The 16,127-nt window shown below is 58.0% G+C and carries 16 protein-coding genes; 12 read left to right on the top strand and 4 right to left on the bottom strand.

The features are described 5' to 3' along the window. The first annotated feature begins 9 nt into the window (after window positions 1–9). From alsE to rbsK, 3 genes are read left to right on the top strand one after another with little or no spacing between them, the layout of a single operon-like run. Complete coding sequence (gene alsE, locus ACF8MC_RS13465; protein ID WP_164105267.1) at window positions 10–681, top strand: D-allulose 6-phosphate 3-epimerase; 672 nt, start codon at window positions 10–12, stop codon at window positions 679–681. 10 nt (window positions 682–691) lie between these two features. Next, window positions 692–1,600, top strand: coding sequence for an allose kinase (gene alsK / locus ACF8MC_RS13460; RefSeq protein WP_164105268.1), 909 nt, complete (start codon window positions 692–694; stop codon window positions 1,598–1,600). After that, window positions 1,597–2,523 carry a ribokinase gene (rbsK, locus tag ACF8MC_RS13455; RefSeq protein WP_033635835.1) on the top strand — a complete coding sequence of 309 codons (927 nt, stop codon included), beginning with the start codon at window positions 1,597–1,599 and terminating at the stop codon, window positions 2,521–2,523. The genes alsK and rbsK overlap by 4 nt, the downstream gene beginning before the upstream one ends. 255 nt (window positions 2,524–2,778) lie before the next feature. On the opposite strand, the gene ACF8MC_RS13450 is transcribed toward rbsK, so the two are convergent. Both ACF8MC_RS13450 and ACF8MC_RS13445 read right to left on the bottom strand, forming a co-directional pair. Beyond that, entirely contained in the window at window positions 2,779–5,931 is a 3,153-nt protein-coding gene (locus ACF8MC_RS13450; protein ID WP_164105269.1) for a DUF4214 domain-containing protein, read from the bottom strand. Between the two features lie 195 nt (window positions 5,932–6,126). After that, window positions 6,127–6,735, bottom strand: coding sequence for an HD family hydrolase (locus ACF8MC_RS13445; RefSeq protein ID WP_164105270.1), 609 nt, complete (start codon window positions 6,733–6,735; stop codon window positions 6,127–6,129). Window positions 6,736–6,918: 183 nt separating this feature from the next. On the opposite strand from ACF8MC_RS13445, the gene ACF8MC_RS13440 reads away from it, so the two are divergent. Both ACF8MC_RS13440 and ACF8MC_RS13435 read left to right on the top strand, forming a co-directional pair. Continuing rightward, the gene (locus tag ACF8MC_RS13440; protein ID WP_033649450.1) at window positions 6,919–7,593 is read left to right on the top strand and encodes a hemolysin III family protein; all 675 of its coding nucleotides are present in this window, start codon (window positions 6,919–6,921) and stop codon (window positions 7,591–7,593) included. A gap of 150 nt (window positions 7,594–7,743) precedes the next feature. After that, entirely contained in the window at window positions 7,744–8,241 is a 498-nt protein-coding gene (locus ACF8MC_RS13435) for a DUF2165 family protein (RefSeq protein WP_126191652.1), read from the top strand. A gap of 38 nt (window positions 8,242–8,279) precedes the next feature. On the opposite strand, the gene ygfZ is transcribed toward ACF8MC_RS13435, so the two are convergent. Then, window positions 8,280–9,272, bottom strand: a complete 993-nt coding sequence (ygfZ, locus tag ACF8MC_RS13430) for a tRNA-modifying protein YgfZ (RefSeq protein ID WP_164105271.1) — start codon at window positions 9,270–9,272, stop codon at window positions 8,280–8,282. A gap of 320 nt (window positions 9,273–9,592) precedes the next feature. On the opposite strand from ygfZ, the gene sdhE reads away from it, so the two are divergent. The 5 genes from sdhE to creD all read left to right on the top strand — a co-directional run bounded on the left by sdhE (window position 9,593) and on the right by creD (window position 13,817). After that, window positions 9,593–9,859: an FAD assembly factor SdhE gene (gene sdhE / locus ACF8MC_RS13425; RefSeq protein WP_004931679.1), complete on the top strand. Its 267-nt coding sequence runs from the start codon at window positions 9,593–9,595 to the stop codon at window positions 9,857–9,859. After that, window positions 9,840–10,262 carry a protein YgfX gene (locus ACF8MC_RS13420; RefSeq protein WP_033649453.1) on the top strand — a complete coding sequence of 141 codons (423 nt, stop codon included), beginning with the start codon at window positions 9,840–9,842 and terminating at the stop codon, window positions 10,260–10,262. Before sdhE ends, ACF8MC_RS13420 begins: the two co-directional genes overlap by 20 nt. Then, a complete protein-coding gene (gene creB / locus ACF8MC_RS13415) occupies window positions 10,262–10,957 on the top strand; it encodes a two-component system response regulator CreB (RefSeq protein ID WP_060429284.1) in 696 nt (231 codons plus the stop codon). Before ACF8MC_RS13420 ends, creB begins: the two co-directional genes overlap by 1 nt. Continuing rightward, complete coding sequence (gene creC / locus ACF8MC_RS13410) at window positions 10,954–12,372, top strand: two-component system sensor histidine kinase CreC (protein WP_033649455.1); 1,419 nt, start codon at window positions 10,954–10,956, stop codon at window positions 12,370–12,372. The genes creB and creC overlap by 4 nt, the downstream gene beginning before the upstream one ends. 80 nt (window positions 12,373–12,452) lie before the next feature. Then, entirely contained in the window at window positions 12,453–13,817 is a 1,365-nt protein-coding gene (gene creD / locus ACF8MC_RS13405) for a cell envelope integrity protein CreD (RefSeq protein WP_164105272.1), read from the top strand. Between the two features lie 37 nt (window positions 13,818–13,854). Here creD and fldB read toward each other — a convergent pair whose 3' ends face one another. Next, entirely contained in the window at window positions 13,855–14,373 is a 519-nt protein-coding gene (gene fldB, locus ACF8MC_RS13400; protein WP_033635825.1) for a flavodoxin FldB, read from the bottom strand. Between the two features lie 106 nt (window positions 14,374–14,479). Here fldB and xerD point away from each other — a divergent pair, with 106 nt between their 5' ends. After that, window positions 14,480–15,379, top strand: a complete 900-nt coding sequence (xerD, locus tag ACF8MC_RS13395) for a site-specific tyrosine recombinase XerD (protein WP_033638574.1) — start codon at window positions 14,480–14,482, stop codon at window positions 15,377–15,379. 26 nt (window positions 15,380–15,405) lie between these two features. Then, on the top strand, window positions 15,406–16,122 hold the full coding sequence (dsbC, locus tag ACF8MC_RS13390; RefSeq protein ID WP_164105273.1) for a bifunctional protein-disulfide isomerase/oxidoreductase DsbC: 717 nt from the start codon (window positions 15,406–15,408) through the stop codon (window positions 16,120–16,122). Window positions 16,123–16,127 lie beyond the last annotated feature (5 nt).

Here is a 16,127-nt window from a genome sequence, read left to right as displayed (position 1 = left end):
ATAACGCTAATGAAATACCAGATTTCACCTTCACTGATGTGCATGAACCTGATGGATATCCGGCAGCAATTGGCGGTGCTGAACCGCCGCGCCGATATGCTGCATATCGACATCATGGACGGGCACTACGTTAAAAACATCACGCTGTCACCGTTCTTTATCGAACAGATCCGCCCGCACACCTCGTTGCTGCTGGACGTGCATCTGATGGTGGAGAACCCGACCGATTTTATCGATCCCATCGCCCGCGCCGGCGCGGACTTTATCTGCCCGCACGCCGAAACCATCAACCGCGATGCGTTCCGCGTGATCAACCAGATCCGTGCGCTGGGTAAAAAAGTGGGGGTGGTGCTGAACCCGGCTACGCCGGTGGAGTTTATCCGCCACTACCTTCATCTGCTGGATAAGATCACCGTGATGACCGTCGATCCGGGCTATGCCGGGCAGCCGTTCATTCCCGAAATGCTGGAAAAGATCCGCCAGTTGCGCGATCTGAAACGCCAGCAAAACCTGAGCTATCTGATCGAGATCGATGGATCCTGTAACCAGCGCACCTACCGCGATCTGATGGGTGCTGGCGCGGAAGTGTTGATCGTCGGCAGCTCCGGGCTGTTCAACCTCGATTCGGATCTGGAGACGGCATGGGAAAAAATGCTGGATCAGATGCGGCAGGCGGCCTGAGGCGGGGGACATGATGCGGCATTTTCTTGGCGTAGACGTCGGCGGCACCAACACCCGCCTGCTGTTGATGGATGATGACGGCGAGTTCAGCGGTTACCGCAAGATGGCGACCGCCGATTGGGCACGGCAGGCCGATCCGCTGGCGGCGTTGGGCCGCCTGATCGCCGGGCATTGCCAGGATCGTCAGGTGGCGCAGGTGATGCTCGGGCTGCCGGGGATCCTCAGCCGCGATCGCTCGCGGGTGCTGTCGCTGCCGTTCATTCCGGCGCTGGATGCCCAGCCGGTGGCGGCGCTGTTGGCCGATTTGCTGGCGCTGCCGGTGCGGATGGATAAAGATGTCAATCACCTGCTGTGGTGGGACTTGCAGCAGCTGCCGGCGCTGCCGCAGGTGGCGGTGGGGCTGTATTTGGGCACCGGCATGGGCAATAGCCTGTGGCTGAACGGCGATTTTTACCACGGGGCGCACGGCGCCGCCGGCGAGCTGGGGCACATTCCCTGGCCGGGCCATCAGGGCGAGTGCCCGTGCGGTAAACGGGGCTGCGTCGAGAGCCTGACCTCCGGTCACTGGCTGACCGGCTGGGCGCGCGCCAACGCGGCGCAAACGCCGTTCGAACGGCTGTTCGAACGCCACGGCGAACATCCGGATCTGCGGCGCTTCGTCGAACGATTGGCGCAGACCATCGCCATCGAAATGAACGTGCTCGATCCAGAGCGGCTAATCCTGGGCGGCGGCGTGATCGCCATGAGCGGTTTCCCGTTGGCGCAGCTGGAGCAAGAGATCCGCCGCCATCTGCGCGAGCCGCAGCCGGCGCAGGGGCTGGCGATCTCCATCAGCCGCCTTAGCGATGAGACCGGCAGCAAAGGCGCCTGCCTGGCCGCCCGGCGCCATTTCCAATTGAGCAGGGAGTACCCGCAATGAAAGGCAAAGTCTGCGTGTTCGGTTCGTTCAACCTGGATATCGTCGCCGGCATGGCGCGCTTTCCGCAGCCCGGCGAATCGCTGATCGCCCGCAACAGCATGATGGGCGCGGGCGGTAAGGGCGCCAACCAGGCCACCGCCGCGCTGCGCGCCGGGGCGCGGGTGCATTATATCGGCAAGGTGGGGCGCGACGACTTCGGCACCTTCGCCCGGCGCCATCTCGCCGCCGCCGGTTTCGATGCGGTGACGCTGTTCTCGACCGGCGATTGCCCGACCGGCAATGCGCTTATCTATGTTGCCGGCGAGGAGGCGGAGAACATGATCGCCGTCGATCCCGGCGCCAACCTGACGGTCAGCGAAGATGAGGTGCGCCAGTGCCGGCCGGCGATCGCGGCGGCGGATATTCTGTTGACTCAGCTGGAGAACAATCTGCCGGCGATTGAGCAGGTGATCGCCATCGCCCGCGAGGCGCAGACGTTCATCATTCTCAACCCGGCGCCGTTTCAGCCGGTGCCGGACAGCCTGTTGGCGCAGGTTGATATGTTGACGCCCAACGCCACCGAATGTACGTTGCTGACCGGCGTGCCGGTGCGGGATGCGGCTTCGGCGCGCCAGGCGGCGCAGGTGCTGCACGCCAAGGGCATTCGCTTACTGATCGTGACCTTGGGCACGCAGGGAGCGTTGTTCTCGGACGGGGAAAACAGCGAGCTGATCCCGGCGTTTCCAGCGCAGCCGAAAGACACCACCGGCGCGGGCGATGCGTTTAACGGCGCCCTGGCGGCGCAGCTGGCGAATCAGGTGCCGTTAGCCGATGCGGTGCGCTTCGCCGCCGCCTACGCGGCGGTCTGCGTGGAGCGCGCCGGGGCGGCGGGATCGATGCCGAGCTATGAGGAGGCGTTGGAACGCCAACGAGCATTCGCTTGACGTTGAAGGGCTGCGGCGGCAGCCCGGTTCACTTACTTCAACCAGCCTTTGCGCTGCGTATCCCGCAGGCGGCACTCATCACCGAACCGTTTCTGCCCCGGGTACGTTATGCCGGTCCGTCGCTGGCTTGCATGCTGGGGGTGTTACTGAGCACGCTGTGGGCAGTGATTGCCGTGAAGGGGAGGGCGTACAAACCGTAGTAACTTTCACACCGGGCCAAAGCCCGGCGTGAAAGTTGTGCATGATAAATAGCAGCTATGCAGCGATGGCATCATGGGTAAAACTGCCAATGCCATTAATTTCCAGAACGGGTGAATCGTAATGGGCCATGCTGAAGGCATTGTCGTTTGTGAGACCAAAAATAATGTCATCGTTATCCAAACTGTGATTCAGATTCTTATCCACCATCACAAAATAGAATCCATTCAACGATAAGGCGCTGACTTCGCTCAATGCACTCTGACTGTGGCCTTGAGTGACTGTAGATACCAGTTCAATGAACAATTGTTGCGGAGTCGTATTCGTCTCGACATTCATTCCGGAGAGTAGCACTGTCAGCTCATTCAGGGATAAGTTGCCGACGAGATCGATAGTCTTGCTGCCACCCGCGGAAAAGAGCCACTGGCGGTCGATATCACCGACGGCAATGTTGTCGCCTTCAACCCATGATGCATTTTGCGTACTGCTGTTTTCGTAATCGTTAAAGGTGACCATGTTATCAATGGTACTGTGGTTGAATACCACCGTATCCGCGCCTTTGCCGGTTGCCAGACTCGTATTGCCCATTACGTTGTAGATATGATTAGCCTGGATGCCGCTGGTCGTAGGGGCATCGTTGGCGATCGACAGTTGGTAACCGGCCAATTGGGACATGATGGCATCGTATCCCGTCAGTCCGTCTAATTGTTTTAGCAGCTGATAGAACAGCCCGCCGCCGGTCCCCCCTTGTTCCATGGTCAAATGCAGTGGTGTGCTATTAGCCATGTGACTGGTGATGGATTTCAATTCTTCGCTGAAATTGTTTTTGATGGTGAGGTTAAGCGCCTTATCACCGGTAATGTTAATTTCACTGATATGGTTGTCATGGCCCTCAAGGCGTAGGGTGTTTTCCGCATCTCCCTTGGATGATATTTCCAAAAACTCTCTGACCTCCGGAATACCTGAGTCAATATAGACCGTATCGGTTTTGAACGATAAAGTGCCGGCATCAGCGTGAACTATATTTTTCGCATCAAAACTAATTGTCATCACGGGTGAAAAATTTTTATAACGGTAATCGGGGGCGTACTCGAAGGTAATATGGCTGTTTTCACCGGCATTACCGGTGATTTCCAGAGCGCGTTGGCTAAAAGGGGCATCCATAAATGAATCTACCGGCACATTAATCACTGTAATGTTATCGGCAAAGCCAGACAGCGCAAAACCGTATGAACCCGTAAAACCGTTTGGCATTCCCCACGCAGGATCCCAAAGCTCGGGGGCTTTCAGGTCGGTGATATGCTTATAATCCTTGTTGTGTATGTTAGCGATAGAGGGATCGGCCAAGAGGCCGATATCAAATACGTGCCTGCCCTCGTTGCCGACTAATTGTCCGTCAAGGTAGATAGAACCCGTACCGCGATAGCCCGCCAAATCGATCTGGGGGAAAAGCGTAAAGTTACCTACATTGGTGGCAATCGTGCCGGAAAGCGTACCATCGCTACCTGTGGTGAGATACACATTCTTGGTGATGAGGTTAGCCGTTAATACCGAACCTTGGTCATACCCCTTAATTTTGAAAGTATTGCTAACGCTATTTGCGCCGTCATTGATGCTATTGCCTTGCCACTGTACATTGATATTTTTTGCAAAATTGAATCGAAGCTCGCCGGTGGCATGCGCCATATCCGCATCTGCCGTGATGATAACGTTTTGATTGTTCCCAGTAATAGGGTTTGCCAAGGTGACATTCGGGTTTTTCAGGAATATATTAATATTATTGAGCGCTTGCGTGAACAACTTCAGTAAAACATTCTCAGTACCGTCAATGGTAAGGGTATGCCACCCATTCAATTGACTAATGTCGACAGTGCCTGATTTCATGACGTTCAACGTAATGTCATTCAGCATGAGTAACTCAGCATTGGAAATAACATGTTCGACGCCATGATTATTTATTGTTCCCGTTAATGCTCCGTTTTCATCACTTTTTGTCAGTACCCCCTGTTTGACATAGTTTAAATTGACTCCGATCTTTTTTTCGAATTGTTGGACCGCATAACTGCCCGGAGCTCCGCCATTGCCTGAAATAATACTCTCATTAGCACGAAAGTGCGCCAATACCGCCAGTGTTGCCTTCAGTGCATCATTGCCACTTTCGTTCATAATTGCGACAGACTCGGCTGTCGTCATGGGTCTTCCCCATAAATTACTGAATATTATCTGATATGAGACGGCTTTGGCGAATGCAGGCTGCTTAGCGAACATGGCGAGGATATCACTCTCAGAGCGCCCTGCGGCTAATTGCTTACTGTAGGTATCCAATGCATTGGCATCAATATAATAACCGGCAATGCTCAAGTATATTGCAGTTATGGCCTCTTGATACACCGGTGCCGGTAACTCTCCGGCGGTATAAACATGCGTGTTAGCCAAAAAAATCGCTTTGGCATCAGCATGTTCGCTGGTGTCATCATTGCGGATGTCATTAATCATTCGTACTATAACATCGCCACGGTTTTCCGTATTGATAGTTAACCCGGCAGTATATTTTTGTAGTTGGTTGTTATCGGGGGCTGATCCAAAAATATTTTCATAAATTTTGATGACGAAATCATTGTCGCTAAGGTTCGACAACGTTTTTTTACCATCGACAAATTTTTGTGCAATCAGATTTAACTGTTCAGGGTGCTTATTTATCACGTTACCCCAATAGTTTATACCATCGGATGTCATCGTTGATTTCACTGCATAATAAAAACCCTGCACCCATTCGGCTCCGTCTGATACTGAGCCGTTAAAAGAGGAGAATAGCGTTTGATTGACGGTTTCAATCAACGCGGCTTGTTGTTCTTTTAAAATGACTTCTTGCCCGGAGTAGTGCAAAAGTTCGTTGTTCATGTAAGCCGCAAGGCTTCCGAGATCGCCACTTTTTTCCAATTGGCTGAGAAGGTAATTGAGTATTTCCTCCGATGCGTCGGCACCATGAATATTATGGTAAATAAACTGTATTTTTTCACTGTTATTTAATTGCGACAGGCGTGATTGACCTAATTCAGAATTGATTAATTTATTTGTTAATGCAGCAAGGGAGAGGTTTTCTTGTGCCAGTTTTTTTGAAAAATAATCGATATCTTTAATGTCGGCTTTTTTTCCTATGACGGCATAAAATAATGCGGCGACATCGCGTTGAACGAGAAGTGAGCTCATGACTTTCCCCAAAGAAATGGATGCGAAAAAGGTAAGTAAAGGAGAGAACCTGGGGTTAAGCAAGTATGAGACACATGTCCCGTGCCGGGGCTGGGTTTGCTTGAACTGACCGCTACGATGACGGCTAAAAGCAAGTATGGAGCCGCCGTCGGGTGAAATAAACAGGCTGCAGTGTATTCACTGCAGCAGATACAATTACTTCAACCAGCCTTTGCGCTGCGCATCCCGCAGGTGTTGCTCCATGTGGTGCCACAGCTCGGGGTGTACGTCGGCGATCGATGCATTGCGCGCCAGCACCTGCTCCAGGCTGATGCCGTTTTCCACCCAGCTCTGGCCTTCATTGTGCAGGTTCATCAGCATCGGCATGGTGCGATCCAGCAGCAAGGCGAAGCGTGCATCGGCGCTTTCGCCATCTTCATATTCCTGCCATAAAGCGGTGAAATACTCGCGCTGAGCCTCCGGCAACATGCCGAACAGGCGGCGCGCCGCCGTCACTTCCTGATCGTGGATCGCCGCGCGGGCCGCCAGATCGTAGACCAGCACGTCGCCGGCGTCGATTTCCACGATGTCATGCAGCAGCGCCATCTGGATCACGCGCTGAATGTCTACGTCATCACCGGCGTAGGGTGCCAGGCTCATGGCGGCGATGGCGAAGTGCCAACTGTGTTCGGCGGAGTTTTCCTGGCGCTGGGTGCCCAGCACTTTGGTGCGGCGTTGCACGCCTTTCAACTTATCGATTTCCATCAGGAACTGGATGACCTGGGTCATTGAGCCGAAATCTAACGCGGGTACAGCGGATGACATGGTGTAAACCTCAAGGTGGGTGGGTTGAAGCCTGACGATTGTAGACCACCGGGCGGGCGATTTCGATGGTTACACGCGTTCACATTTTTATTTTAGCGTACACGTGTACACTGGAATTATTCTCAGTTAAGCTGCTTTGCGTTAATTTCGCACAAAGCAGGGCATTTTGAGGGGTTGCGCGTTATGGGGAAAACGGACGTAGTGAAAGCCGGGAACAATAAGATTGTCGCCTCGGCTTATCCGTGGGCGGAAGAGATCGCCAACAGCATTAGCCACGGCATCGGGCTGGTGTTCGGTATCGTCGGCCTGGTGTTGCTACTGGTGCAGGCGGTGAATACCGGCGCCGATGCGACGGCCATCACCAGTTACAGCCTGTACGGCGGCAGTATGATCCTGCTGTTTCTCGCTTCCACGCTGTACCATGCGATCCCGCATCAGAAGGCCAAGCATTGGCTGAAAAAATTTGACCACTGCGCCATTTATCTCCTGATTGCCGGGACTTACACCCCGTTTCTGCTGGTGGGGCTGGATTCGCCGCTGGCGAAGGGCCTGATGGCGGTAATCTGGGGATTGGCGCTGCTGGGCGTGCTGTTCAAGCTGGCCTTCGCCCACCGCTTTGAAGCCCTGTCGCTGGTGACTTACCTGACGATGGGTTGGCTGTCGCTGATCGTGATTTATCAGCTGGTTACGCGGCTGGAGGCCGGCGGCGTCACGCTGCTGGCGATCGGCGGGGTGGTCTATACCCTCGGCGTGATTTTCTACGCCTCCAAGCGCATTCGCTTTGGCCACGCCATCTGGCACGCCTTCGTGCTCGGCGGCAGCGCCTGCCATTTCATGGCGATCTACCTCTACGTCTAAACGTTATCGCTACGTCTGAATGCGTATTGAACGGGCGCCTCTTTTGTTTTAAAAAAGAGGCGCTTGCTTCTTTCGGGTATCCAGCAAGCCCGTTCTTTCATTTCTGAGCCCGCATACTCTTTCTCTAAACTTTGTTCAGGACTCATCACGATGATCGTTCGCTTATCCAAAGCGCTGCTGGTCTGCGCTATCGCTTTGTTCGCTTCGCTGGTGGCCTTCGGCAATATCACCGATTACGGCTCCAACTTCGCCTTCGTGCGCCACGTCTTTATGATGGACACCATTTTCCCCGACGCCACCATCGGCTACCGTTCGATACAAACGCCGTGGCTGCATCACGCCGGCTATATCTTCATCATTGCGCTGGAGAGCCTGACCGCGCTGCTGTGCTGGATCGGCGGCCTGCGCCTGCTGTGCGGCCTGAAACTGCCCGCTAAATCCTTCAACGGCCGGAAAAAGCTGGCGGTTGTGGGGCTGACGCTGGGCTTCCTCACCTGGCAGGTCGGCTTTATGTCGATTGGGGGCGAGTGGTTTGGCATGTGGATGTCGAAACAGTGGAACGGCGTGCCCGATGCGTTTCGCTTCTTCGTCACCATCATTCTGGTGCTGATTTATCTGGTGCAGCGCGACGGGGAGTTGGACGAGTAACGAAGACGGCCGCAGGCAGGGCGCCTGCGGCCGACGGATTATTTCTCTTCGGCCAGCGAATACGGCAGCGGTTTGATCGCCAGCTGGCTGGCGGCATCCTCGCGCACCCGCAGCTTGCTGTCGGCGTCCAAATCGTTGTTCATCACCACCTGCACCCACAGCCTGCCGTCGGCCAGTTGGCTCGACGCCAATACGGTGCCGGTGCGGCGCCAGTTTTCACCCAGCTGCAGCTCCAGGTCTTCCGCCGCCTGCGGGGCGCGGGCCGCCTTACCTTCCAGCCAGTAGAGCGCACGCTTGTTGGCGCCGCGGAATTTGGCGCGCGCCACCATCTCCTGACCGGTATAGCAGCCTTTGCTGAAGCTGATGCCTTCCAGCGCCTGCAGGTTGGTGGCCTGCGGGATCAGCTGCGCGCTGTTGGCGGCGTCGATAACCGGATAACCGGCTTCGATCTCCAGCGCCAGCCACTGGCCGCTGTCATTCAGTTCCGCCTGGTCATGCAGTTTGCCGATCAGCTGTTCGGCCACGGCGGGGCGGGTCACCAGCAGAAAACGTTCCGCCGGCGCATTGAAGTGCAGGATCGTGGTCTCGCCGTCCTGCACCACCGGGCGCTCGGCGCTCGGCAGCGTGGCGAACAGATCCGCCAGCGCGGCGCGCGCCTGGAAACCGGCGACGCCCAGCAACACCGCGTCGTTATCGGCGGCGATGGTGACTTTGGAGAACACCGCGTATTTTTTGATTTCCGCCAGCTGGCTGTCCAGCACGCTGCGGCGTTCCAGATAGGCGAAGCCTTCGCCACGGTGGAACAGACGCAGGTTGCTCCACATTTTGCCCTTGGCGTCGCAGTGGGCGCACAGCACGTGTTGATCGGCCGCCAGCGCGTCGATGTCCGCCGTCACCTGGCCCTGGAGATATTTCACCGTGTCCGGCCCGTTCAACGTCACCAGCGCCCAATCTTCCAGCGAGATCAGCGTGAGGGGCAGATGGGTGGAAGCGGAGGGCTGACGGGGTGGGAATGGAATGTTATGCGCCATAGTAAGTTCCTGCTCAACGTTTAGCTTACCTGAAGGGTATTGAACCCATGGTAAAAGAGGCGGCGGGCTTTGCAAACTGTTATTCGCGCCGCGGCGCCGGGGGGCGCTTTTTTTGGCATTTTGCGCTTTATTACGCTTTCCGCAGCAAAGCGCCTTCCCGGCGTGTATGTCAAATTGTTACTCTATAGGCTTGCGGCCAGGGCACCCTTGCAGACAGATCCCCGGCTGATGGAATTATATTGCGACGGCGTTGCCATACAGTGTGTCATTTGAACCCTGCGCTGGCGCTGCCGCGCTGAAAAGAGGTGAGTCATAACAACATGGATATTAACAACAAAGCACGTATTCACTGGGCTTGCCGCCGTGGCATGCGCGAGCTGGACATCTCCATCATGCCGTTCTTCGAGTACGAATACGACAGCCTGAATGACGCGGACAAGGCGCTGTTTATCCGCCTGCTGGAGTGCGACGATCCCGATTTGTTCAACTGGCTGATGAATCATGGCGCGCCGCAGGACGGCGAGCTGCAGAGAATGGTGACCCTGATCCAAACGCGAAATAAAGACCGTGGCCCAGTGGCGATGTGATATCCGCATTTCCTGGCGCACCCAGCTGTTTTCACTGTTGACCCACGGCGTGTTGATCCTGCTGATCCTGATTTCGCCCTGGCCGGAAGGTTTTGGCCCGCTCTGGCTGGTGCTGCTGACGCTGGTGGTGTTTCAGTGCATTCGCAGCCAGAAGCGCATCGCCGCGGCGCAGGGCGAGCTGCGGCTGCTGGCGGACCGGCGCTTCAGCTGGCACGGCCGCGAGTGGCGGCTGGCGAAAAAACCGTGGATGCCGGGTTACGGCATGCTGCTGACGCTGCTGCCGATGGAGGGCAAAAAGCGCCGCCGGCTGTGGCTGGCTTCCGACTGCATGAGCAAAGAGGAGTGGCGCCACCTGCGGCAGCTGCTGCTGTATCCGCCGGCGGGTGACGGCGAGGATCCCTGATGAAACCCGTACTCTGGTTGGTGGAGGATGAACCCAGCATTGCCGATACGCTGGTTTACACGCTGGAGAGCGAAGGCTTCGAGGTGCGCTGGTTCGAACGCGCGGAACCGGCGTTGCAGGCGCTGGCGCAAGGCGAGCCCGCGCTCGCTATCCTCGATGTCGGTTTGCCGGACATCAACGGCTTTGAATTGTGTCGCCGCCTGCTGGCTCAGGCGGCCGACCTGCCGATTCTGTTTCTCACCGCCCGCAGTGATGAAGTGGATCGCCTGATCGGGCTGGAGATCGGCGCTGACGACTATGTCGCCAAGCCGTTCTCCCCTCGCGAGGTCAGCGCGCGGGTGCGCACCATTTTGCGCCGCCTGCACAAGCAGCAGCGCCTGCAGCAGAGCGCGCCCTACCATTTCGGCGCTTTCGCGCTCGACGAAGACGCGGCCACCATTTCCTACCATCAGCGGCCGCTGCCGCTGACCCGTTACGAATACCTGCTGCTGAAGACGCTGCTGTTGGCGCCCGGACGGGTGTTCTCGCGGCAGCAACTGATGGAAAGCGTTTGGGCGCAGGCGGAAGAAAGCCTGGATCGCACCGTCGATACCCACATCAAAACGCTGCGCGCCAAGCTGCGTGCGGTTGAACCCGGTGAGCCGCCGATCCACACCCACCGCGGATTGGGCTACAGCGTGAGCCGCCAGCCATGAAAATTGGCCTGCGCCTGCTGCTGGGGTACTTTCTGATCGTAGCGGTGGCCGGGTACTTCGTGCTGAGCATTTTCGTCCAGGAAGTGAAGCCCGGCGTGCGGCGCGCTACCGAAGGCACGCTGGTGGACACCGCCAACCTGCTGGCGCAGATCGCCCGTCAGGACATGCAGCGCGGCGATGCGGCGCATGGCCAACTGGCGCAGGCGTTTACGCAGCTGAATCAGCGGCCGATCGGCGCCAACATTTCCGGCATCCGCAAGGACCGCAGTGAATACCACGTCTATCTTACCGATGCCCAGGGCCGGGTCATCTTCGATTCCGCCGGCCGCGCGCAGGGGCAGGATTATTCGCGCTGGAATGACGTTTATCGAACGCTGCGCGGCCAGTACGGCGCCCGCAGCACCCGCAGCGACCCGCAGGATGAAAACAGTTCGGTGATGTATGTGGCCGCGCCGGTGATAGAACAAGGGCGCATTATCGGCGTGCTCACCGTGGGTAAACCCAACAGCACCATGGCGCCGGTGATCAAGCGCAGCGAACGGCGCATTCTGTGGGCCGGCGCGTTGCTGCTGGGGATCGCGCTGCTGATCGGGGCGGTGTTCGTCTGGTGGATCAACCGGTCGATAGGCCGGCTGGTGCGTTATGCCGATGGGGTGGCGCAGGGCGAAAATGCGCCATTGCCCAAAGTGGGCGGCCGGGAACTGACCCAGCTGGCGCAGGCGTTGGAGAGCATGCGCCTGAAGCTGGAAGGCAAAGCCTATATCGAACAATATGCGCATGCCCTGACGCATGAGCTGAAAAGCCCGCTGGCGGCGATCAGGGGCGCGGCGGAGCTGTTGCAGGAGCTGCCGCCGCCGGAAACCGCTCGGCGTTTTCTCACCAACATTGAGCAGCAAAGCGCGCGCATCCAACAACTGGTGGATAAACTGCTGGTGCAGGCGCGGCTGGAGAGCCGGCCAGAAATGGAGACGGCGCCCATCGCGATCGCGGCGTTGATCGACCAGACGGTGGCGGGCAAAGAGGCGCAGGCGACGCAGCGCGGCGTCAGGTTGCGGCTGGAGGCGCTGGCGGAGGTGACGCTGAACGGCGATGCGTTGCTGATCAGCCAGGCGCTGACCAACCTGCTGGACAACGCGATCGACTTTACCCCGCCGGGCGGTTGCGTCAGCGTGCGAGGCGAACGGCGGGAACAGCATTACTGCATCAGCGTTTGCGACGACGGCAGCGGCATTCCTGACTATGCGTTCGATAAGGTGTTCGAGCGCTTTTATTCGTTGCCGCGCGCCGAACGGCCAAAAAGCAGCGGGCTGGGGCTGAACTTCGTGCAGGAGGTCGCCCGTCTGCATCATGGCGGCATTCACCTGCGCAACCGCCGGCCGCACGGGGTGGAAGCGACGTTCAGGTTATCGCTGTGACTTCACCTTCCCTTCACATAACCACATTCTGATTTCACCTGCGGGTTTTATCGTGGCCTCATTACCTACGAGGAGCGAGCATGATGAAATCGGTACTTTTCTGGAAAATAACCACGCTGCTGGGATTGATGGTGGTGATGTTGATCCCCATCGCCCAACTGATGAGCGTGATCGACGAACGCAGCGGCTATCGGCAAAGCGTGGTCGGGCAGGTGAGCGAAAGCACCAGCGGGGCGCAGCGCGTGCTCGGCCCGTTGATTGTCATTCCTTATATTGAACAAGAAGAAAAAAAAGACGAGAAAGGGCAAACGGTGGTGCAGCGGGTGCAGCATCACCGCTATTTGCTGCCGGAGTCGCTTCAGGTGCAGGGGGCACCGAATGTGGAAGTGCGCAAGTTGGGCATTTATCAGACGCAGGTTTACCAGGGGCCGCTGAACTTCAAGGTGCGTTTCGGCCAGCCGGAGCTGGCGGATTTGCAACGCGCCAACGTGACCGTCGGCCAGCCGTTCCTGCTGGTGGCGCTGAGCGATTCTCGCGGCATCAAGAGCATTTCCCCGCTGGCAACGCCGCAGCCGGTGGCGTTTGAGCCGGGCACCGGCGTGGGATCGTTGCGCCAGGGGATCCACGCACCGCTGACGCTGGCGGCGCTGCAACAAAAAGCGGGGCTGAGCGCCGACTTCACCCTGACGCTGGCGGGCACCAGCAGCCTGTCGCTGGTGCCGCTGGGGCGCAGCAGCGAGCTGCAGCTGCAAAGCAACTGGCCGCACCCGAATTTCCTCGGCAACTTCCTGCCGGACGAACGCAAGGTGACGGAGCAAGGGTTTAGCGCTCGCTGGCGCAGCACCTGGTTCGCCAACAACATCAACAGTGCGTTCCATTACGACGATGGCATTATCGACGAGGACAAGCTGCCGGCCTTCAGCGCCAGCCTGGTCGAACCGGTCGATCACTATCAGTTGACCGAGCGCGCGGTCAAATACGCGCTGCTGTTTATCGGGCTGACATTTATGGCGTTTTTCCTGTTCGAAACCCTGACCGGGCTGCGGGTGCACCCGATTCAATACCTGCTGGTCGGCGCGGCGCTGGTGTTGTTCTACCTGATTCTGCTGGCCTTCTCCGAACACTTGGGATTCGCTCTCGCTTACCTGGCGGCCAGCATCGCCTGTAGTGGACTGCTCGGCTTCTATTTGAGCGCCGTGCTGCGCGGCAAGCTGCGCGGTGCGCTGTTCGCCGCGAGCCTATTGCTGTTGTACGGCGTGCTCTATTTGCTGCTGCAGTCGGAGGACAATGCGTTGGTGCTGGGGGCGGGGCTGCTGTTCGCCATTCTGGCGGGCATTATGCTGTTGACGCGCAAGCTGGACTGGTATCAGGTGGCCGATCCGGCGCGTCTGGCAAAGGAAACGCCGGCCGGCGAAGACGAGCCACGCTTCCGTCTGTGGAAATAAGCGGGGGAAATCGGGCGCGTTGAGCGCCCGATAGCGGCTACAGCAGCGGCTCCATTTCCAGCAGGATCTGTTCGCACCATTGCTGCAGGCGCTCTTCGCTCAGATCGTATTGATTGACCTCATCGAGCGCCAGGCCGACGAAGTGTTTGCCGTCGGCGCTCAGCGGTTTGGGGCTGGTGAACTCGAAGCCCTCGGTTGGCCAGAAGCCGATGAACTGCACGCCCAGCGGCGCGATGTGATCGTGCAGCATGCCCAGCGCGTCGAGGAACCACTCACCGTAACCGAGCTGATCGCCCATGCCGTACATGGCGACGATTTTGCCTTTCAGATCCAGCGCCGGCAGCTGCGGCCAGATCGCTTCCCAGTCTTCCTGCAGTTCGCCGAAATCCCAGGTCGGGATGCCGAGGATCAGTATGGAATAGTCCTCCATCAGCTTGGGAGAGACGTCTTTCAGGTTGTGCAGGTCGACCAGGTCTTCACCCAGAATCTCACGGATTTTTTCTGCCGCCATCTCGGTGTAGCAGGTGCTGGAGCCGTAAAACAGACCAATCTTCATGTGTAAACCGTTACGTTGCCGTTTAGAGAATTGCAGCGAGTATACCTGATTTGCGTCGGCTTAAGGCATAATGGCGCGGGTGGAAATGCAACAAAGAGAGGACCGCGTGCAACAGCAAGACCATGCGCTGATTGAACAATTCCTGGATGCGCTGTGGCTTGAGCGCAATCTGGCGGAAAATACGCTGGCCTCCTACCGGCTGGATTTGCAGGCGCTGGGCACCTGGCTTGGCCAGCAAAACACCGCCTTGCTGCAGGCGCAGGCGTTGGATCTGCAGGCGTTTCTCGCCGAGCGGGTGGACGGCGGCTACAAGGCCACCAGCTCCGCGCGTTTGCTGAGCGCCATGCGCCGCCTGTTTCAGTACCTGTACCGCGAAAAGCTGCGCGCCGACGATCCCACCGCGCAGTTGGCGTCTCCCAAGCTGCCGCAGCGTTTGCCGAAGGATCTGAGCGAGGCGCAGGTCGATGCGCTGCTGCAGGCGCCCTGCGTCGATCAGCCGCTGGAACTGCGCGACAAGGCGATGCTCGAAGTGTTGTACGCCACCGGGCTGCGAGTTTCCGAACTGGTGGGGCTGAGCATCAGCGACGTCAGCCTGCGCCAGGGCGTGGTGCGGGTGATCGGCAAGGGCAACAAGGAGCGGCTGGTGCCGCTGGGCGAAGAGGCGGTCTACTGGATCGAAAATTATCTGGAGCACGGCCGCCCGTGGCTGGTCAACGGCCAGACGCTGGATGTGCTGTTCCCCAGCACCCGTTGCCAGCAAATGACCCGACAGACGTTCTGGCATCGCATCAAACACTATGCCATCCTTGCGGGCATCGACAGCGAGCGTCTGTCGCCGCACGTGTTGCGGCACGCGTTCGCCACCCATTTGCTGAACCATGGGGCCGATCTCCGTGTCGTACAGATGTTGTTAGGGCACAGCGATCTCTCTACCACGCAAATTTATACTCATGTAGCGACCGAACGACTGAAACAGCTACATCAACAGCATCACCCGCGCGCCTGAGCGGCGGGTTCGAAAGGATTGGAACAATGAAAAAAGGTTTAATGCTGCTCTCACTGCTGGTGGCTTCGGTGACCAGCGCCGCCCATGCCGATGACGCGGCGATCAAAAAAGCGCTCGCCAGCCTGGGCATCCAGCAGGCGGACGTGCAGCCTTCACCGGTCAATGGACTGAAAACCGTGCTGACCGACAGCGGCGTGCTGTACGCCTCCGAAGACGGCAAGCACATTCTGCAGGGCCCGCTGTTCGACGTCAGCGGCAAAGAGCCGGTCAACGTGACCAACCAACTGCTGGGCAGCAAGATGGACGCGCTGAAAGATCAGATGATCGTCTACAAGGCGCCGAAAGAGAAACACGTGGTCACCGTGTTCACCGACATCACCTGCGGTTACTGCCACAAGCTGCACCAGCAGATGAAAGAGTACAACGATCTGGGCATCACCGTGCGCTACCTGGCGTTCCCGCGCCAGGGGCTGGCCTCTCAGGCTGAGAAAGACATGCAGTCTATCTGGTGCACCGCCGACAAGGCCAAGGCGTTCGACGCCGCCATGAAGGGCGACGCCATCTCCCCGGCGACCTGCAAAACCGACATCAGCAAGCATTACGAACTGGGTGTGCAGTTCGGCATTCAGGGCACGCCGGCGATCATCCTGGAAAACGGCATGATGATCCCGGGCTACCAGGGGCCGAAAGAGATGGCCGCTATGCTGGATGCGCACCAGGCCGCCACCAAAGCCGGTGGTTAATCGCC

It is taken from the genome of Serratia sp. LACPHL-BACT-2024-00286, assembly GCF_043109535.1.
Taxonomy (GTDB): Bacteria; Pseudomonadota; Gammaproteobacteria; order Enterobacterales; family Enterobacteriaceae; genus Serratia; species Serratia sarumanii.
Note: the sequence above shows the minus strand (reverse complement) of the source record. Positions and strands in the feature narration are given on the sequence as shown.

What these genes read in the sequence shown, in the direction of transcription:
- alsE (WP_164105267.1), top strand. Translation starts at nt 10, where the DNA reads ATGAAATACCAGATTTCACCTTCACTGATGTGCATGAACCTGATGGAT.
- alsK (WP_164105268.1), top strand. Translation starts at nt 692, where the DNA reads ATGATGCGGCATTTTCTTGGCGTAGACGTCGGCGGCACCAACACCCGC.
- rbsK (WP_033635835.1), top strand. Translation starts at nt 1,597, where the DNA reads ATGAAAGGCAAAGTCTGCGTGTTCGGTTCGTTCAACCTGGATATCGTC.
- ACF8MC_RS13450 (WP_164105269.1), bottom strand. Translation starts at nt 5,931, where the DNA reads ATGAGCTCACTTCTCGTTCAACGCGATGTCGCCGCATTATTTTATGCC.
- ACF8MC_RS13445 (WP_164105270.1), bottom strand. Translation starts at nt 6,735, where the DNA reads ATGTCATCCGCTGTACCCGCGTTAGATTTCGGCTCAATGACCCAGGTC.
- ACF8MC_RS13440 (WP_033649450.1), top strand. Translation starts at nt 6,919, where the DNA reads ATGGGGAAAACGGACGTAGTGAAAGCCGGGAACAATAAGATTGTCGCC.
- ACF8MC_RS13435 (WP_126191652.1), top strand. Translation starts at nt 7,744, where the DNA reads ATGATCGTTCGCTTATCCAAAGCGCTGCTGGTCTGCGCTATCGCTTTG.
- ygfZ (WP_164105271.1), bottom strand. Translation starts at nt 9,272, where the DNA reads ATGGCGCATAACATTCCATTCCCACCCCGTCAGCCCTCCGCTTCCACC.
- sdhE (WP_004931679.1), top strand. Translation starts at nt 9,593, where the DNA reads ATGGATATTAACAACAAAGCACGTATTCACTGGGCTTGCCGCCGTGGC.
- creB (WP_060429284.1), top strand. Translation starts at nt 10,262, where the DNA reads ATGAAACCCGTACTCTGGTTGGTGGAGGATGAACCCAGCATTGCCGAT.
- creC (WP_033649455.1), top strand. Translation starts at nt 10,954, where the DNA reads ATGAAAATTGGCCTGCGCCTGCTGCTGGGGTACTTTCTGATCGTAGCG.
- creD (WP_164105272.1), top strand. Translation starts at nt 12,453, where the DNA reads ATGATGAAATCGGTACTTTTCTGGAAAATAACCACGCTGCTGGGATTG.
- fldB (WP_033635825.1), bottom strand. Translation starts at nt 14,373, where the DNA reads ATGAAGATTGGTCTGTTTTACGGCTCCAGCACCTGCTACACCGAGATG.
- dsbC (WP_164105273.1), top strand. Translation starts at nt 15,406, where the DNA reads ATGAAAAAAGGTTTAATGCTGCTCTCACTGCTGGTGGCTTCGGTGACC.